This is a genomic window from Ruegeria sp. CDSC051 (assembly GCF_059610665.1).
In genome coordinates this window covers 90,109-108,858 of sequence record NZ_JBXWOC010000008.1, presented here as the reverse complement: position 1 = coordinate 108,858, position 18,750 = coordinate 90,109, and the positions used below count along the sequence as shown (strand labels likewise).

Genomic DNA, 18,750 nt, shown 5'->3' with positions numbered 1-18,750 from the left:
CGACGCGGCGACGATGTTTGGAACGGATTAAATCGCCAAAGCGCGCGCCTCGCGCGGACGTATCACGGGACGGGCGGTTTCTGGCAGGACCGCATCGCGGGTCTGCAATTCGGGAAACAGGGCCAGAACTTCAGCCTTTGTCTCGGCGTCAGACTGAGAGAGCGCGTGCCCAGGGTAATAACTTTCGCTTTTGGCCCCATTTGCAATGACGATCTCATGGCGCGAAAAGAGAAGATGAATATAGTCGATCTGACCACCCTCAACACGCGTAACAGAATCCCCGTTGACCAGGCAATGCGCTGCGATCAGCACTTCGGAATGGCCGAACAAATACGGCGCCCGCCAGTCCGAGACCAGCATCCGGTGCTGTGGCGACACGATCAAAGGCTGTTCCAGCCCTAGCACGCCAGCCTCAAACCGGATCGGCGCCAGCTTGCCTTTGGCCTCAACCGTGGTCCGCCCCACCCAAAGCAGCGGCTGCGCACCGTTGTCCGATGTGATGACCATATCGCCGGGCTTCAGATCTTCGATAAGACGCGGGCCATCAGGCGTTTCGATCAGCGTTCCGGGGGTGAAACAGGGCGGGCCAAGATTGCCAACATCTAGCGGCCCCTGCGTGTTGACAAAGGTTGATGAGACAAACGTGCCCGGTTGCAGAACCTGCCCGTCTGTTGGTGTAAAGACACGGGTTCCGTCAGCAAGATAGAAGGTCGTGCCGGTATAGGTGACATTGCCAACGCCGGTCACGTTAATCGTAACAACATCACCCGGCCACGACGAAGTAACATCCTGGCCGTTTACCGTATCCCCGCTGGGCGCGTCGATCTCGCCATCGTCATCCACATCGGTGAGGTTGAATTTATCAACAACTACCGATGTACCGCCCGGTGGCGGATTCGCGGGGTCAAACGAATAAAACTGATCAAGATAGGTGGTTGGCATCTAACAGACTCCTACGCGTTCGCACGACTGCAAAGCAGCCTAACCGCAACTTCCGAACAAAAAGTGACGAAATCTAGGCTTATTGGGCCCGTTTCGACAAGCAAACGACCACCTAGGACCAATAAAAGAAAACCCCACGTGGTTTAAAAGACACGCGGGGTTGCCATTTTCATTGGTCCTCAGATTACTCTGCAGGAACAGCTGTTGCCTCGACCGCCAACGGATGGCTGAGCTTGTTCAGCATCTCTTTCGGGCAGACCTGGATAAAGTTCGCCTTCTCGACCTCCCAGTGCTGCAGGATATCCGCAGCCTTGCGGCTAATGGTTTCGGCCTGATGGGTTTCGATCAGCGATTTCAGCTGATCTTCCCAATGGCCAATGGTCACGGGGCATGTCACCAGCGTTTCCATATTCATCAGCGCCTGCGCCTTGCCGTCGGGGTCGTACAGATAAGCCATGCCGCCTGTCATGCCCGCTCCGAAATTGGCGCCGATACTGCCCAGGATCACGGCGACCCCGCCGGTCATATATTCGCACCCGTTCGAGCCGCAGCCTTCGATCACCACCTTGGCGCCTGAATTGCGCACCGCGAACCGTTCTCCGGCGCGGCCTGCTGCAAACAGATACCCGTCCGTGGCCCCATACAGAACCGTGTTGCCAATGATGGTGTTGTCATCCGCCTTCAGCGGGCTGACCTGCGGTGGACGCACAACAATCATACCACCAGACAAGCCCTTTCCGACATAGTCATTGGCATCACCCGAAACTTCAAGCTTGAGTCCCGGCGCTGCAAACGCCCCCAGCGACTGACCAGCAGAGCCCTGCAGCTTCACGTGCAGGTGATCCGACTGGAACGTGTTCCGCATCCCAAAATTTTGCACGATATGGCTGGAAACCCGCGTCCCAACGGTTCGGTGCGTGTTTTGCACCGCGTAAGACAGCTGCATTTTCTCGCCGTCTTTCAGGAACCGGGCCGCATCGCGCACGATTTCTGCGTCCAGCGTATCGGGCACCGCGTTCCGGTCTCTGTCACGATTATAGACGATGTTATGGGCACCATCGACGGTGATCAGCAGCGGGTTGAGGTCCAGATCATCCAGATGCGCCGACCCTCGGCTGACCTGCGCTAGCAGATCGGCCCGACCGATGATGTCGTCAATCGACCGCGCACCCAGGCTGGCCAGCAGCTCGCGCACTTCTTGCGCGTAGAAGGTGATCAGGTTGACGACCTTATCCGCGTTACCGGTGAATTTGGTGCGCAGGCTTTCGTCCTGAGTACACACGCCAACTGGGCAAGTGTTGGACTGGCACTGACGCACCATGATACAGCCCATCGCGATAAGGGCGGCGGTGCCTATACCGTATTCCTCGGCCCCCATCATCGCGGCCATGACGATGTCACGACCGGTACGCAAGCCGCCATCGGTTCGCAGGGTCACGCGATCCCGCAGGTTGTTCATCGCCAAAACCTGATGCGCCTCGGTCAGGCCCATCTCCCATGGCAGCCCGGCATATTTGATGCTGGTCGCCGGCGATGCGCCGGTGCCGCCATTGTGACCTGAAATAAGGATAATGTCCGCTTTTGCCTTGGCTACACCTGCAGCAATCGTGCCAACACCCGAGGACGCCACCAGCTTGACCGTCACCTTACAGCGCGGGTTTATCTGTTTCAGATCATAGATCAACTGCGCCAGATCCTCGATCGAATAGATATCGTGGTGCGGCGGCGGTGAGATCAGTGTTACACCCTTGGTCGAATGGCGCAGGCGCGCAATCAGGTCGGTGACCTTCATGCCAGGCAACTGCCCGCCCTCACCGGGTTTGGCACCCTGGGCAACCTTGATTTCCAGCTCTTCGCACTGGTTCAGGTATTCGGCGGTTACACCGAACCGGCCCGAAGCCACCTGTTTGATCTTGGCCGAGGGGTTGTCACCATTGGGTTCCGGCACGAAATGCGCCGGATCTTCGCCGCCCTCGCCGCTGTCGGATTTCGCCCCGATCCGGTTCATCGCAACGTTCAGCGTCTTGTGCGCCTCGGGCGACAGCGCCCCCAGCGACATGCCCGGCGTCACGAACCGTTTGCGGATCGAGGTGATAGATTCCACCTCTTCAATCGGGATCGGCTTGCTCAGCGGTTTGAAATCCATCAGGTCGCGCAGATGGATCGGCGGGTTCGATTGCATCTTGGCCGAATACTGCTTCCACAGCTCATACGACGCTTTGTTGCAGGCCATCTGCAGCATATGCATCGAGGTCGCTTCCCACGCATGGGTTTCGCCCGACTTCCGCGCCTTATAGAAACCACCGATCGGCAGAACATCCAGACCGCTTTCCCAGCCCTTGGCATGGATCTCTTCGGCCTTGGATTGAATACCCGTAACACCGATGCCGGAAATCCGGCTGGTCATACCGGGAAAGAACTCGGCGACCATGGCACGGCTGAGGCCCACGGCCTCAAAGTTCAATCCGCCACGATAGGATGAGATCACCGAAATCCCCATCTTGGCCATGATTTTCAGCAAGCCCTGGTCAATCGCCTCGCGGTACCGCGCGACATTTTCGGTCAGGCTGCCATCCAGCAACCCGCGATCAATACGATCGGCCAGAGAATCTTCGGCCAGATAGGCGTTGACTACAGTGGCCCCGCACCCGATCAGAACGGCGAAGTAATGCGGATCAACGCATTCCGCCGACCGCACGTTCAGCGAGCAGAAGGTGCGCAGACCCTTGCGGGTCAGATGCGAATGCACCGCGCTTGTTGCCAGGATCATTGGCATCGCCACGCGACCCTGACCTGAATTCATATCGGACAACACCAAATGCCCCGCGCCCGAGCGCACGGCCTCTTCGGCTTCGGCTCTAATACGGGCCAAAGCTGCGCCTAGCGCCCCTTGTCCGGCTTCAAAGCTACAGTCGATTTCTGCCAATGGGGCATTGAAGTTTTCTGCCAGTGCTTCCCATTGGGCATTGCCCACAAACGGGCTTTCCAGCACGATAATTTCGGTCTGGCTGCTGTCTTCATCCAGCACGTTTTTCAGGTTTCCGAACCGGGTTTTCAGCGACATCACACGATATTCGCGCAACGAGTCGATGGGAGGATTGGTCACCTGGCTGAAGTTCTGGCGGAAGAAATGGCTGAGCGGACGGTACTGTTTCGACAGAACAGCCGATGGCGTGTCATCGCCCATTGAAGCCAGTGCCTCTTTTCCATCTTCGGCCATTGGCGCCAGAATCTGCTCCAGTTCCTCGATCGAATATCCGGCGGCGATCTGACGCTTGCGCAGCTCCTCGCCCGCATAGATCGGCGCTTCGGTGATTCCAGCCAGAGACTCGTCCAAATCGTTGATCTTGCCGACCCAATCGCCGAATGGCAGTGCGCGGGCCAGCTTGTTCTTGATCTGCGTATCGCGATACAGCTTGCCCTTTTTCATATCCACGGCCAGCATTTGGCCCGGGCCCAACGCGCCTTTTTCGGTCACGCTGGCCTCATCAATCGGGACCATCCCGGCCTCGGAGCCTGCAATTACAAGACCATCTCCAGTGACCACATAACGCATCGGACGCAATCCATTCCGGTCAAGACCGGCACAGACCCAGCGGCCATCGGTCATAGCCAACGCGGCAGGGCCATCCCAGGGTTCCATCACCGAGTTGCAGTAAGAATACATGTCGCGCCAGGCCTGCGGCAATTCCACCGCCTGCTTGGACCAGCTTTCGGGCACCAGCATGGTTTTCGCCATCGGGGCCGAACGGCCTGCGCGTACAAGAACTTCGAATACAGAGTCTAATGCGGCAGAATCCGACGATCCACCAGCGATGATCGGTTTGATATCCTCGGCGTAATCGCCAAAGGTGCCGCTGGCCATGCGGATTTCATGGCTTTTCATCCAGTTGACGTTGCCCCTGAGAGTGTTGATCTCACCGTTATGGGCCAGCATGCGGAAGGGCTGGGCGAGCCACCATTGCGGGAAGGTGTTGGTCGAATAGCGCTGGTGATAGATGGCAAAGGCGGATTCGAATCGTTCATCCATCAGATCGGGGTAGAAAACCGCAACCTGCTCGGCCAGCATCATGCCCTTGTAGATGATTGACCGGCAGGACAGTGACGCCAGATACAGCCCGGAAATCCCGGCCGCTGCGGCAGCCTTTTCAATGCGGCGACGGATGACATAAAGTTCACGCTCGAATGTCTCTTCGTCCACGCCTTTGGAATTCGAGATCAGGATCTGCTCAATCTCGGGCCGGGTCGCGTTGGCCTTTTCGCCGAGACAGGTGACATCAACCGGAACGTGGCGCCAGCCATAGATATAATAACCCATGCGCAGCACTTCGGATTCCACGATGGTCCGGCACTGTTCCTGCGCACCGAAATCGGTGCGGGGCAGAAAGACCTGACCAACCGCGATCAGCTGATCCAATTTGGGCTCGTGCCCGGTGCGACGGATCTGGTCATAGAAGAAAGGAACCGGGATCTGCACATGGATACCTGCGCCGTCGCCGGTCTTGCCATCCGCATCTACCGCGCCGCGGTGCCAGATCGCCTTGAGCGCGGCGATGCCAGCATCCACAACCTTGCGTGACGGCTTGCCATCGACTGAGACCACAAGACCCACACCGCAGGACGAATGCTCTTCTTCCTCGGAATAGAGACCGTTTTCGGCCATGAACTGACGTTTGGCTTCTTCGGCCCGTACCCAATCGGCATCATATTTGGTCATTGGCTGTCTCCTTCTTCCGGCAGGCCGTACATGGCTTCGACCTCAGCTTTGGTCATCTGCCGACGCTCGCCTGCGAACGCGTACCCGTCGGGTTTTTTGTCGATATAAAGTTCCAGTTGCAGCGGGTTGTCCGTGTCGTCGAACAGGCCTGCTGCCATTTGGGTATGGCCGTGCATCTGACCTGGCAGGGTAATCCGGTACCAAAGCGCCGATCCGCAATCGGCACAAAACGCGCGTTCCGCCCAGTCCGAGGACGTAAAGGTCTTAACCGGCCCAAGGGCCGCATACCCCTCTTGCGCGGGAAACGTTATTAGCATCGAGCTAGTCCAGCGGCGACACTGGTCGCAATGGCACGCGCCCAACGACTCTTTCGCCGGGGTGGCAGTCACTGTGACCGCGCCGCACATACATTGGCCTTGCAATTCGGGCATCTCTGTCCCTCCTGTCGCGGGGCTTATTCGGCTGCAACCGCAGCCGTGTTGTTGAAACGGTCAAGGATCGCGTCGGCGCAGTCGCGCCCATCGCGGATCGCCCAGACCACCAGCGAGGCACCGCGCACGATGTCACCGATGGCATAGACCCCGTCCATCTCGGTCTCGCCGGTCTCGAATGCTGCTTTTACAGTGCCCCAGCGGGTCACGGGCAGGTCAGGCTGGCCAAACAGGGTGGGCAGGTCTTCGGGCTCGAACCCCAGCGCCTTGATCACCAGATCAGCGTCTTCGACATAATCCGCGCCTTCGATCAACTCGGGGGCCTGACGGCCGGTGGCATCGGGCTGACCCAGACGCATCTTCTGGACCAAAACGCCGGAAACCTGATCATCGCCGGTAAAGCCCTTTGGCGCGCTTAGCCATTCGAATACGACGCCTTCTTCCTCGGCATTCTGCGTTTCGCGCTGCGATCCGGGCATGTTCGCGCGGTCGCGGCGATACAGGCATTTGACCGAGGTCGCACCCTGACGGATCGAAGTCCGCACGCAATCCATCGCGGTATCACCGCCACCGATCACGACAACTTTTTTGCCTTCGGCATTCAAACGGCCATTGTCGAAATCTTCGACCTCGTCGCCAAAGCTTTTGCGGTTCGAGGCTGTCAGGAAGTCGATGGCCTTTTCAATACCCGTCAAACCGCTGCCAGGCATGGACAGGTCGCGCGACTTGTAAACGCCGGTTGCGATGATAATCGCATCATGTTTGGAACGGATTTCCGCGAATTTGGCGGCGTCCACGTCGCAATTCAGAACAAACTCAACCCCGCCATCTGCCAACAGGTCATTGCGGCGCTGAACAACGTCTTTTTCCAGCTTAAAACCCGGAATTCCATACATCAGCAGTCCGCCTGCCCGGTCATGGCGATCATACACGGAGACCTGAATACCCGCACGGCGCAGCATGTCCGCCGCTGCCAGTCCACCAGGGCCGCCGCCGATGATGCCGACGCTTTCGCGGCGCTCAGCACCCGGTACGACCGGCTTGACCCACCCCTTTTCCCAGGCTGTGTCGGTGATATATTTCTCGATCGAGCCAATGGTAACAGTGCCGTGCCCAGATTGTTCGATCACGCAATTCCCTTCGCACAGGCGGTCCTGTGGGCAGATGCGCCCACAAATCTCGGGGAAGGTGTTGGTGGCCTGACTGGTGTGATAGGCCTCCTCCAGACGGCCCGTTGCGGTCAGGTTCAGCCAGTCGGGGATGTTGTTGTGCAGCGGGCAATGCGACTGACAATAAGGCACACCGCATTGGCTGCAGCGGCTGGCCTGTTCTTCAGCTTTGGCAGCAGCGAATTCGGCATAGATTTCGTCAAAGTCTTCCGTGCGGGCATCTGCGGCCCGTTTTTCCGGCATTACTCGGTCGATCTGCACAAATTTCAGCATCGGTTGCTTGGCCACGGGTCAGACTCCATGAATTGGCTTGGTCGCGCCTCTTTAAAAGATGCGCAGGGGGATTAAAAGTCAAGTGTACTGACCTTTTTTCAAAAACTTTGCGGGATTTCACCGATGGCCAGTGAGAAATACAGGATTTTAGTTCCGATTCGGACCTATTTGCATCCTTTTCTTTTCCTTACCGCGCTTATACGCAGGGTTCACAAAGAACACGTGACGGCAGCACGGGCAGGTAAATGAGTCTTTTTCAGTTGATCCTTGCAGCAGTCATTCAGGGAATTACCGAATTTCTGCCGATCTCATCTTCGGGTCATCTGATACTTTTACCCAGCCTGACCGGTATGGACGATCAGGGGTTGGCCATCGATGTCGCTGTGCATGTGGGCACTCTGGGCGCCGTAATTCTGTATTTCTGGTCTGATGTAAAAATGGCGATTTCCGGACTGCCCCAGGCTCTTTTGGGGCGCACCGATACACCACAAGCCCGATTGGCCCTGGGGCTGATTCTGGCCACGATCCCAACCGTCATTGTCGGAGCGATCCTGTTCAAAACCGGGCTCAGCCAGTCTCTGCGCTCAATGACGGTCATCGGCTGGACGATGCTGGGGTTCGGCATATTGCTCTACTGGATGGACCAGAAAGGGCCGCAAAGCAAAGAAACCTCTGACTGGGGCCTGCGCGATGCGATGATCATGGGCCTGTGGCAAGTTCTGGCGTTGATCCCCGGAACATCCCGGTCCGGGATCACGATCACCGGGGCGCGCCAGCTTGGATACAGCCGCGAAGACGGTGCACGCATCGCGATGTTGATGTCCATACCCACGATTCTGGCATCCGGAGCGCTGCTGTCCACAGAGGTCATCCGCCAGGCAAATGCCCAACTGGCGTTCGACAGTGCTGTTGCTGCGTTCTTTGCGTTTCTGTCCGCGCTGCTTGCCTTGTCGCTAATGATGCGCCTGTTGCGCAGCGTCAGCTTTACGCCATACGTGATCTACCGCGTAGTAGTGGGCGCAATCCTTCTGGTCATCGCCTACAGCTGATCAGGTCCGCATATTGCTGGCCGAGTTCTGTATGTCATCATACTGACCCGAGGGGCGGAACTTCCACAGATAATCCGGCAGGACCGATTCCAGCGTCGCCGGCTCGATCCCCAGATCGGCAAAGCCAAGAGCGCTATCTGAGGCAACATTGTCGTGACGCAGATTCTTGAGTTGATCACGCGTCAGGATATTGTTCGGAAACAACTGAAAGCTCGCAAATTTCATTATGTCCAGCATTCCCGCCATGATCCGGGCCACCCAAAAGGGAATCCCAAGGATAATCCGGTGGCGGTTGATCACATCCAGCATTTGCTGCATTAACGCACGGAAGGTTTTCACTTCGGGTCCGCCCAATTCGTAGACACCCCCGCTGGCCTGCCCCAGCACGCCCTGCACCGCAGCCTTGGCGACATCATCCACATAGACCGGCTGAAATTGCGTCTGGGCCCCGACCAGCGGCAGGAATGGCCCCATCCGGGTCATCGCAGCGAAACGGTTGAAGAACTGATCCTCGGTTCCGAAAATCACCGAAGGGCGCAGGATCATTGCACCCGGCATATGGGCCAGAATACCGGCCTCGCCTTGCGCTTTGGTCCGAGAATACTCGCTCCCCGCCTCGGCATCAGCACCAATGGCCGAGATATGGACCATACGGGTTACACCTTCAGCGGCTGCTAGACGCGCAACGCGTTCAGCCCCTTCGGTTTGAACGGTATCGAATTCATTCAGGCCAATCTCGTTCAACACACCAACACAGTTCACCACCGCATCAGCCCCCCGCATCGCCAAAGCAACCGAAGCGTCATCGCGGATGTTACACAGGACAGGTTCGACCTGCCCCACCGCACCATAGGGTCTGACAAACATCGCTTCGTTCGGACGGCGCACCGCAACCCGAACGCGCCAGCCTTCATTCGCCAGACGTCGCGCAATATATCGGCCGACAAATCCGGATCCGCCATAAATCGTGACCAGTTTGGACATTTGAGGGCTCCTGCTATTGGGTCCTGATCCGATCTACCGCCCAATGCCCTTTCAAACAAGGCGCAATAACGCCGCGCAGCCACGAAAAAGCAACGCGGCACAGACGCTCGAAAGCAGTGGTTAAAAAACTTTCAAAAAACTTTCCGAATCCGGTTGACGCCTTCCGCCAGTAGGCTTAAACGCCCCTCCACGACACCTGCCCAGGTGGCGGAATTGGTAGACGCGCTAGCTTCAGGTGCTAGTGTCCGTATGGACGTGGAGGTTCGAGTCCTCTCCTGGGCACCAAACTCCAAACATCTCCCTACTTTTCAAGCGATTGCGCTCGTGCGCTTTTCCGTTTCTTGCCTGCGCCTAAGCGCTGCAATAGGTTTAAATCGCGCGCTGAATTCCAGCGTCCAGACAAGATCGAACCGGGACCCTAAAGCCAATCCCGCAAAATCGGGATCAACGGCACATCTGCCGCAGGCATCGGGTAACTGCGCAGATCATTCGCACGCACCCATTTCAGCGCCTGTCCTTCCTTCGATTGCGGAATGCCCTCCCATTTGCGGCAGGCAAACAGCGGCATCAGCAGGTGGAAATCATCATAGCTGTGGCTGGCGAAGGTCAGCGGGGCGAGGCAGGAGGACCATGTATTGATGCCCAGTTCTTCGTACAGTTCGCGGATCAGGGCGACCTCGGGCGTTTCGCCGGGTTCGATCTTGCCGCCGGGAAACTCCCAAAGTCCAGCCATGGATTTGCCTTCGGGGCGCTGCGCCAGCAGCACCCGGCCCTCAATGTCTATCAGGGCGACCGCAGAAACCAGAACTGTTTTCACGACCGGTAATCCGCGTTGATCTCGATATAGCCATGGGTCAGGTCGCAGGTCCAAACGGTGGATTTACCCGCGCCCAGCCCTAGATCGACGCCGATTACAAGGTCCTGAGCCTTCATGTATTCGGCGGCGTCTTCCTCGCGGTAATCGGGGCTGACCCAGCCTTTTTCGGCCACAAGGATGTCTCCGAAAGAAATGCTCAGCAGGTCACGGTCGGCAGCTGCACCCGATTTTCCGATGGCCATGACGACGCGGCCCCAATTCGGGTCTTCGCCCGCAATGGCGGTTTTTATCAGTGGTGAATTGGCAATCGCCAATCCATGCACCTTGGCGTCGGCATCGGTGACGGCCCCGGTCACACGAATTTCTACGAATTTCGTGGCGCCCTCGCCATCGCGTACCACTTGTTGGGCAAGGTCCAGCATCACGGTTTCCAAAGCCTCGGCAAAGGCGGCATTGTCTGTCGCATCCACCCCCGAAGCCCCAGTAGCACACAGCAGCAGGCTGTCCGACGTCGAAGTGTCGCTGTCGACGGTGATGCAGTTGAAAGTGCGGTCGGTTTGCGCACCCAGCATCTGCTGCAGCGCGGATTGCTCGACCTGGGCGTCGGTGAAGATATAAACCAGCATCGTCGCCATATCAGGCGCGATCATGCCAGAACCCTTGGAAATCCCCGCAATAGAGACCGTTTTTCCATCAATCTCGACCTGCGCCGAGGCTCCTTTCGGAAAGGTATCCGTGGTCATGATGGCCCGCGCTGCATCTTCGATTGCGTGGCGACTGAGGCCGGATTTCAGGGCCTCAAGCTGCGCCACGATGCGGTCATGCGGCAAGGGTTCACCGATCACACCAGTTGACGAGGTAAAAACCCGTTCGACCGGTACGCCTGTGGTCTTGGACACTGCTTGCGTCACCTCGGCGACCGAGCTTTGGCCATAATGCCCAGTAAATGCATTAGCATTGCCCGAATTCACAAGGATCGCCGCCGGCCCGTCACTTGGCCCGCCGATCTTGTCCTGACAATCCAGCACGGGTGCCGCGCGTGTGGCAGAGCGGGTAAAGACCCCAGCCACTGATGTGCCCGGATCCAGGACCGCCAGCATCACATCAGTGCGGCCTTGATAGCGTACGCCGGCTTCGACGGTCGCAAAGCGCACACCGTCAATCGCGGGCAATTCGGGAAACGCCGCCGGGGCCAGCGGAGAGACTTTGGTGATCGAGGCCACGGGGTTACTCCTGAATCAGGTCCAACTGACGCACGATGCCCGGAGTCACATCTTCGAGCGCAGGACGTTCGATCTGTGCAGCCTGGGTCAATTCGCCGATACGGGCCTGAATAGCTTCACTTTGCAGATCCTGTGCCAGCTCGTCGCGCACCGCATCAAGTGCGGGCGCTTCGGATTTGCGCTTGTCATTCAGAATGATCACGTGCCAGCCGAACTGTGTCTGCACCGGGTCAGACACCTGATCCTTCTCAAGCGCGACAACGGCGGTTTCAAACTCGGGAACCATCTGCCCCTTGCCGAACCAACCCAGCACCCCGCCATTCGGGCCGGAAGGACCGGTTGATTTTTCTTTGGCCAGCTCGGCAAAGTCGGCGCCATCATCCAACTGAGCCTTAAGGTCTTTTGCCTCATCCTCGGTCTCGACCAGAATATGGCTGGCATTAAACTCATCTTCGCCTTCAAACTCGGCAAAGCGCGCATCATAGGCGGTCTGAATGGTTTCTGCCGTTACAACTTCGTCGATCAGGGCATTTACGGTCTGAACCGCCAGCAACGACCGCGTCTCGTTCTCGATGGCCAAGGCGTTCAGATTGCTCAGCCCTTCTTGCTCCTGGCCCAGCAACTGCTGCTGAATCAGCTGCTCGATGATGAAATCATACAGAACATCATCTTCGACCTGCTGGTAGTTGGGGGGCAGTGTCGCAACTGTTGCGATCACATGCGCCAGAGTGATTTCTTCGCCGTTTACGCGGGCGACCACCGTGCTGGCATCGGGCTTGGTTTCGGCGGCCAATGGCAGCGCCATCACCGTTGCAAGGGCCAGCGATGGCAGAAAAGTGAGGCCTTTGGGCATGGAATCATCCTATTTCTTTGCCACGGCAGGGCGCAGCGTTGACACTCTGGAACCTGCCGCTTACATCGCTTTGAAGCCTTGGACAGGGCCGCCTTTCACCCCCCGTATCTATGGGTTGCGCGCAAGGTGGGCAAGCCTGTCAAAACCAAGACAAGAACAGATCCGCTGGAGTGAACATGCTGGGACTCGGAACGCTCGCCAAAAAGGTGTTCGGAACACCGAACGACCGCAAGATCAAGGCGACCCGCCCCCTGATCGAACAGATCAACGCGCTGGAACCCGAGTTCGAGAATCTGTCGGATGACGGCCTGATCGCAAAGACCGCCGAGCTGCGCAAACGTGCGTTGGAAGGCGAAAGCCTGGATGATCTGCTGCCCGAGGCGTTTGCCAACGTACGCGAAGGGGCAAAACGCGCGCTGGGCCTGCGTGCCTTTGATGTGCAGTTGATGGGCGGCGCCTTCCTGCATCAGGGCAATATTTCCGAGATGAAAACGGGTGAAGGCAAGACATTGGTTGCGACCCTCCCCGCCTATCTGAACGCGCTGACCGGTAAAGGCGTGCACGTGGTCACAGTGAACGAATACCTGGCCAAGCGCGACTCTGAATGGATGGGCAAGGTGTTTGCCGCCGTGGGCATGACCACCGGTGTCATCTGGTCAGGGCAGCCCGATGCCGAGAAAAAGGCTGCTTATGCCTGTGACGTGACCTATGCCACCAACAATGAGCTGGGTTTTGATTATCTGCGCGATAATATGAAGGCGGAACTGGATCAAATTTACCAGAAACACCACAATTTCGCGATCGTGGATGAGGTCGACTCGATCCTGATTGACGAGGCGCGGACGCCGCTGGTCATTTCCGGGCCCTCCGAGGACCGGTCGGACCTGTATACCGCGATTGATGCGCTGATCCCGTCATTGGGAGAAGATCACTTCACGCTGGACGAAAAGTCCCGGAACGTGACCTTCACGGATGAGGGTAACGAGTTTCTGGAACAACAGTTGATTGCCAACGGCCTGATCCCAGAAGACCATTCGCTGTATGATCCTGAAAGCACCACGGTCGTTCACCACGTGAACCAGGGCTTGCGCGCGCATAAGCTGTTTACACGTGACAAAGATTACATCGTGCGGGACGGCAATGTCGTTCTGATTGATGAGTTCACCGGTCGCATGATGCCAGGTCGTCGCCTGTCGGAAGGTCTTCATCAGGCCATCGAAGCCAAGGAAAACGTGCAGATTCAGCCCGAAAACGTAACATTGGCCAGCGTGACGTTCCAAAACTATTTCCGCCTGTATGACAAGCTGGGCGGCATGACCGGCACCGCGCTGACCGAGGCTGAGGAATTTGCCGAAATCTACGGTCTGGGCGTTGTCGAAGTACCAACCAACAAACCGATCGCGCGTCTGGATGAGGACGATCAGGTCTTTCGTACCGCAGCCGAAAAATACGGCGCCATGATCGACGAGACAAAGGAAGCCCAGAAAAACGGACAACCGGTCCTTCTGGGCACCACGTCCATCGAAAAGTCCGAATTGCTCAGCCAGATGCTCACCAAAGAAGGTATCCAGCACAATGTTCTGAATGCCCGCCAACACGAGCAAGAGGCGCAGATTGTTGCCGATGCGGGCCGATATGGCGCAGTAACCATCGCCACCAACATGGCCGGTCGCGGTACTGATATTCAGCTGGGCGGCAATGTGGAAATGAAGGTTCTGCAGGCGCTGGCCGAAAACCCCGAGGCAGATCCGGCCGAGCTGCGTGCCGCGGAAGAAGCCCGCCATGCTGAAGAAAAAGAAAAGGTCCTGGCTGCCGGTGGGCTGTATGTCATGGCGTCCGAACGGCACGAGAGCCGCCGTATCGACAACCAGCTGCGGGGCCGGTCCGGCCGTCAGGGTGATCCGGGCCGCACCGTGTTTTACCTCAGCCTCGAAGACGACCTAATGCGCATCTTCGGCTCGGAACGGTTGGACAAGGTTCTGACCACGCTGGGCATGAAAGAAGGTGAGGCCATCGTCCACCCTTGGGTGAACAAATCGCTGGAGCGGGCGCAATCCAAGGTCGAAGGTCGCAACTTTGACATGCGCAAGAACGTCCTGAAATTCGACGATGTGATGAACGACCAGCGTAAGGTGGTATTCAGCCAACGGCGCGAAATCATGTCCGCCGACGATCTGTCCGAAATCGTATCAGACATGCGTGAACAGGTGATCGACGATCTGATCGACGAATATATGCCGCCGAAATCCTATGCTGATCAGTGGGATACCGAGGGTTTGCACGCAGCGGTCAAGGAAAAATTGACCATTGACGCCCCGGTTCAGGATTGGGCCGCTGAGGAAGGCGTGGATGACGAGCAGGTGCGCGAACGGCTGATCAACGCCGCTGACGAGATGATGGCGCAAAAAGTGGCTGCGTTCGGCCCCGAGAACATGCGCAACATCGAAAAGCAGGTCTTGCTGAACACGATCGACAGCAAATGGCGCGAACATCTGCTGACGCTGGAACATCTGCGCTCGGTCGTGGGCTTCCGCGGCTATGCCCAGCGCGACCCGCTGAACGAATACAAGAACGAAAGCTTCCAGCTGTTCGAATCCATGCTGGATTCGTTGCGCGAAACCGTGACCCAGCAGCTGTCCCGCGTGCGACCGCTGACCGAAGAGGAACAGCGCGAAATGCTGACCCAGATGCAAGCGCAGCAGGCACGGGCGCAGCAGGCGGTAGATCAGGCCACTGGTCACGCCGAAGCGGTGGCCGAGGCCGAAGCCTCGGGTGATGCGCGGCCTGGATTTGTCGAAGACGACCCGGCAACTTGGGGAAACCCGTCGCGCAACGACAAGTGCCCCTGCGGTTCAGGCAAGAAGTTTAAGCATTGCCATGGCCGGTTGACCTAACGTCACCACAATCGAGACACAATGAGTCCGCCTCACGGCCACATATTAGCCGTGATTCAACTGCAGGGTGCGAATCGCTCCTTCAACTGGGGAGGGTGTCTTGTTTGTAATTAAGAACTACGTAACCACTGGCGGCACCGTTGCTTGTGCATTGGCCATTGGCTACCTCATGCAGAACGGAACCCCTGCGCAACCGCGAGGGGAGCGGGCTTCTGTCGATGTGGCATCAGTTACGGATCAGGCTTCAATCATCCCCGGGTTAAGCGAAGTCGTTCTGACCTCATCTGCACCGGTTCACGGAACAAGCAAAGAGACCGGGTCCGACAACCGTTTTATCGAGTCCAGTCGGTCAGAACCTGTCAATCCCATTGACTGCACCCTCAGTGCGCGCGCTACTGCCGTTCCCGGTGCTGCCGCCCGGCTGGTCGTCAACGCCCCCTGCCACAGTAATGAATCCGTGGAAATTCACCACAGCGGTCTGACAGTCACACAGCGCACCGACGCAGTAGGGCGCATGGACATGACAATCCCGGCCCTGTCAGAATATGCGATCTTTCTGATCTCGTTTGAAGACCAGCATGGAACAGTCGCAACCACCCATATCGCTGACATTGCCAATTACGAACGCATTGCCCTGCAATGGCAGGGTGAAACTGACCTGCAAATTCATGCGCTGGAATTCGGGGCCAGCTATGGCGGCAATGGCCATGTCTCGGCCGAGACCCCGACCGAAGGCGCCGGACAGGTAGTGCGTCTGGGCAATACCGGAACCGGGGACATGAAAAACATCGAAATCTATTCGTTCCCTGCTGGTCTTTCCAACCAAAACGGGTCGATAGAAATCACTGTCGAAACCGAGGTGACTTCAGAAAATTGCGGGCGCGACCTGAACATCCAGTCGCTTGAATTGCGGGATGATCGGTTGAGATCAAAAGACAGGACGCTGAGTTTTCCTGAATGCTCCCGCACCGGAGAGTTTCTGGTGTTGAATAATCTCTTCCAAGACCTGACAATCGCCGCAAACTAAATCCGCAGGCAGGCTCGGGCATCTTATGAAATTCTTTCGTGTGGCAGCGGCTGCACTGGCTTCCGTTACAATCGCGTCGGGCGCACAGGCGCAAGACATCTCGCTTAGATCGCATGACGGCAAGGTCGAAGTCACCGGTGACCTGCTGGGATTTGACGGCGAGTTCTATCGCGTGGCAACACAATTCGGCACGCTGACAGTTGATGGGTCCGGTGTGACCTGTACCGGACCTGCCTGCCCAAGCCTGACCGACTTTGTGGCTGAAATCCGATTTGCCGGATCTTCGGTCATGGCGGAAAAGGTTCTACCAGCGCTGATTGTTGGCTTCGCACAGCAGCAAGGGTTGTCGGCGACCCCAAACAGGCTGACCGCCAACACATTTTCTTACGAACTGCACCAACCCGGGAGGGCAGCACCGCTGGGTCGGTTCTTCTTTGACGCAGGGAATACTGAGCGCGGATTTAGGGCGCAGGCAGAAAACCAGGCTGATATTGTTCTGGCGTTGCGCGAAATCCGACCCGAAGAGGAGCAAGCCACACAAGCGGTAGGCCTTGGCGATCTGACCCGCACCCGCCGGGCCCGCGTCATCGCGCTTGACGCTTTGGTACCAATCGTTGCCAACTCGAACCCGTTACAGCAAATCTCGCTTGCGGAATTAACCCGGGTGTTTTCGGGCGAGATTACGAGTTGGGCCGAGTTGGGCGGACCCGATGCGCCAATTTCACTGCACCTTCCGGAAGCCGGTTCGGGTCTGGCCCAGAATGTCGAAGACAGGCTTCTGGGACCCTCCGGCACAGCCCTTTCCGAGGCGGCCATTCGGCATGACCGCAGTACTGATCTGGTGCGTTCCGTTGCTGCGGATCCCTTTTCAATAGGTGTCGCAAGCCAAGCCGAAGCCAGCACCGCGCGTGCCCTGCCTTTGACCGGCGGATGCGGTCATGCGCTGGCGGCAACTCGGCAGTCAATCAAGACCGAAGATTATCCGCTGACCTCGCCTATGTTTCTATACCTACCGGACCGGCGATTGCCGCGTTTTGCACGTCAATTCCTGGCCTACACCCAGGGAGCCGAGGCGCAGATGGCAATACGCGAGGCTGGCTTTGTCGATCAAACTCCCGAGACTATGGGTCTTGGGGTGCAAGGGGATCGACTTGCCAATGCGATCGCGTCGGGCGGATCAGAAGTTGGTTTAGAGGAACTTCAGCGGCTGGTCGAGATTTTCAGACCCATGTCCCGCCTATCACTGTCCTTCCGGTTCGAGCCCGGTTCCTCGCGCCCGGATGCGCAGTCACGGTCCAATATCCGACATCTTGCCCTTCTTTTGGAATCCGGGACCCTCGATGCCCGAAAGCTTAGGTTTGTCGGCTTCAGCGATGGCGAAGGGGCAGCGTCAACCAATGCGCGGATCGCATTGTTGCGGGCAAAAACCGTTCGCAATGCCGTATTGGCCGAGATTGAAACCGCTATCGGGGACAGCGTCGAAATCACGGTCGACGCCTTTGGCGAGGCCATGCCCATGGCCTGCGACGACACGAAATGGGGCCGAAAGGTCAACCGCCGAGTCGAGGTCTGGGTTCAATAGCAGCTACAGATAACCCTCGGACCTAAAGCTCAACTCGTTCGACTTTCCAATGATCAGATGGTCATGCAGCGTCAGGCCCAGTGCCAGGCAGGCATCCTGAATTCGGTTGGTCATGTCGATATCCGATTGCGACGGGGTCGGGTCACCTGACGGATGGTTATGCACCAGTATCAACGCCGAGGCATTCAGCTCCAGCGCCCGTTTGGCAACCTCGCGCGGATAGACAGGGACATGATCCACCGTGCCCTTGGCCTGTTCCTCATCAGCGATCAGCACGTTTTTGCGATCCAGATAGAACACACGGAATTGTTCGGTCTCACGATGGGCCATGGTGGTGTGGCAATAGTCCAGCAATGCGTCCCATCCGGAAATCACATGTCGCCTCATCACCCGTGCGCGGGCCATGCGATGGGCGCAGGCCTCAAGGATTTTCAGATCAGTGATCACACTATCCCCGACGCCTTTGATTTGGCGCAGCCGTTCCTCGGGCGCGGTCAGCACCCGATTGAAATCGCCGAACGTTTCCATCAGCGCACGCGCCAGCGGTTTCACATCCTGCCGGGGGATTGAACGGAACAGGACCAGTTCCAACAGCTCATAATCCGGCATGGCGGCGGACCCGCCAGACAGGAACCGTTCGCGCAGCCGCTTGCGATGATCTTTGATGTAGGAGGGTAACCGACCCGTCGGCAGCGGCTGCGCGGGGGCTTCGTCTGTATCGAATAGCATTGGGGCTTCGGAAAAGGCGTCCTGTGTCATGCTCTCAGCCTGACGCAGAATCGGTTTCCA

Annotated in this window: 13 protein-coding genes and 1 tRNA gene; 5 read left to right on the top strand and 9 right to left on the bottom strand. The window is 57.7% G+C overall.

The genetic code is table 11. The annotated features are described in order from the left end of the window. Positions 1-27: 27 nt before the first annotated feature. The 4 genes from AC2FH0_RS17145 to AC2FH0_RS17130 form a co-directional block, all read right to left on the bottom strand. Positions 28-942: a Hint domain-containing protein gene (locus AC2FH0_RS17145; RefSeq protein ID WP_496789925.1), complete on the bottom strand. Its 915-nt coding sequence runs from the start codon at positions 940-942 to the stop codon at positions 28-30. 184 nt (positions 943-1,126) lie between these two features. After that, positions 1,127-5,659: a glutamate synthase large subunit gene (gene gltB, locus AC2FH0_RS17140; protein WP_496703201.1), complete on the bottom strand. Its 4,533-nt coding sequence runs from the start codon at positions 5,657-5,659 to the stop codon at positions 1,127-1,129. Then, positions 5,656-6,090 carry a GFA family protein gene (locus AC2FH0_RS17135; RefSeq protein WP_496702850.1) on the bottom strand — a complete coding sequence of 145 codons (435 nt, stop codon included), beginning with the start codon at positions 6,088-6,090 and terminating at the stop codon, positions 5,656-5,658. The genes gltB and AC2FH0_RS17135 overlap by 4 nt, the downstream gene beginning before the upstream one ends. A gap of 23 nt (positions 6,091-6,113) precedes the next feature. Next, positions 6,114-7,547 carry an NAD(P)-dependent oxidoreductase gene (locus tag AC2FH0_RS17130; protein WP_496710612.1) on the bottom strand — a complete coding sequence of 478 codons (1,434 nt, stop codon included), beginning with the start codon at positions 7,545-7,547 and terminating at the stop codon, positions 6,114-6,116. A 230-nt stretch (positions 7,548-7,777) separates the two neighbouring features. Between AC2FH0_RS17130 and AC2FH0_RS17125 the strand changes: the two genes are divergently transcribed. After that, positions 7,778-8,581, top strand: coding sequence for an undecaprenyl-diphosphate phosphatase (locus AC2FH0_RS17125; protein ID WP_142640289.1), 804 nt, complete (start codon positions 7,778-7,780; stop codon positions 8,579-8,581). On the opposite strand, the gene AC2FH0_RS17120 is transcribed toward AC2FH0_RS17125, so the two are convergent. After that, the gene (locus AC2FH0_RS17120) at positions 8,582-9,565 is read right to left on the bottom strand and encodes a complex I NDUFA9 subunit family protein (RefSeq protein ID WP_496789924.1); all 984 of its coding nucleotides are present in this window, start codon (positions 9,563-9,565) and stop codon (positions 8,582-8,584) included. A 198-nt stretch (positions 9,566-9,763) separates the two neighbouring features. Here AC2FH0_RS17120 and AC2FH0_RS17115 point away from each other — a divergent pair. Further along, a tRNA-Leu gene (locus AC2FH0_RS17115) sits at positions 9,764-9,850 on the top strand. A gap of 133 nt (positions 9,851-9,983) precedes the next feature. On the opposite strand, the gene AC2FH0_RS17110 is transcribed toward AC2FH0_RS17115, so the two are convergent. Genes AC2FH0_RS17110 through AC2FH0_RS17100 form a run of 3 tightly spaced genes read right to left on the bottom strand, consistent with a single transcriptional unit; the run spans position 9,984 to position 12,458 of the window. Continuing rightward, positions 9,984-10,382: a (deoxy)nucleoside triphosphate pyrophosphohydrolase gene (locus AC2FH0_RS17110; protein WP_142637315.1), complete on the bottom strand. Its 399-nt coding sequence runs from the start codon at positions 10,380-10,382 to the stop codon at positions 9,984-9,986. Then, positions 10,379-11,605, bottom strand: coding sequence for a bifunctional glutamate N-acetyltransferase/amino-acid acetyltransferase ArgJ (gene argJ / locus AC2FH0_RS17105; protein WP_281973415.1), 1,227 nt, complete (start codon positions 11,603-11,605; stop codon positions 10,379-10,381). Before argJ ends, AC2FH0_RS17110 begins: the two co-directional genes overlap by 4 nt. A gap of 4 nt (positions 11,606-11,609) precedes the next feature. Continuing rightward, complete coding sequence (locus tag AC2FH0_RS17100) at positions 11,610-12,458, bottom strand: peptidylprolyl isomerase (protein ID WP_142637319.1); 849 nt, start codon at positions 12,456-12,458, stop codon at positions 11,610-11,612. Between the two features lie 176 nt (positions 12,459-12,634). On the opposite strand from AC2FH0_RS17100, the gene secA reads away from it, so the two are divergent. The 3 genes from secA (at position 12,635) to AC2FH0_RS17085 (ending at position 17,961) form a co-directional block, all read left to right on the top strand. Continuing rightward, positions 12,635-15,352, top strand: coding sequence for a preprotein translocase subunit SecA (gene secA, locus AC2FH0_RS17095; RefSeq protein ID WP_496692629.1), 2,718 nt, complete (start codon positions 12,635-12,637; stop codon positions 15,350-15,352). 100 nt (positions 15,353-15,452) lie between these two features. Beyond that, the gene (locus tag AC2FH0_RS17090) at positions 15,453-16,379 is read left to right on the top strand and encodes a hypothetical protein (RefSeq protein WP_142637323.1); all 927 of its coding nucleotides are present in this window, start codon (positions 15,453-15,455) and stop codon (positions 16,377-16,379) included. Between the two features lie 25 nt (positions 16,380-16,404). Continuing rightward, positions 16,405-17,961, top strand: a complete 1,557-nt coding sequence (locus AC2FH0_RS17085; protein WP_496789923.1) for a phosphate ABC transporter substrate-binding/OmpA family protein — start codon at positions 16,405-16,407, stop codon at positions 17,959-17,961. Between the two features lie 3 nt (positions 17,962-17,964). Here the strand turns inward: AC2FH0_RS17085 and radC are convergent, their stop codons facing one another. Then, entirely contained in the window at positions 17,965-18,720 is a 756-nt protein-coding gene (radC, locus tag AC2FH0_RS17080) for a RadC family protein (RefSeq protein ID WP_271950544.1), read from the bottom strand. Positions 18,721-18,750 lie beyond the last annotated feature (30 nt).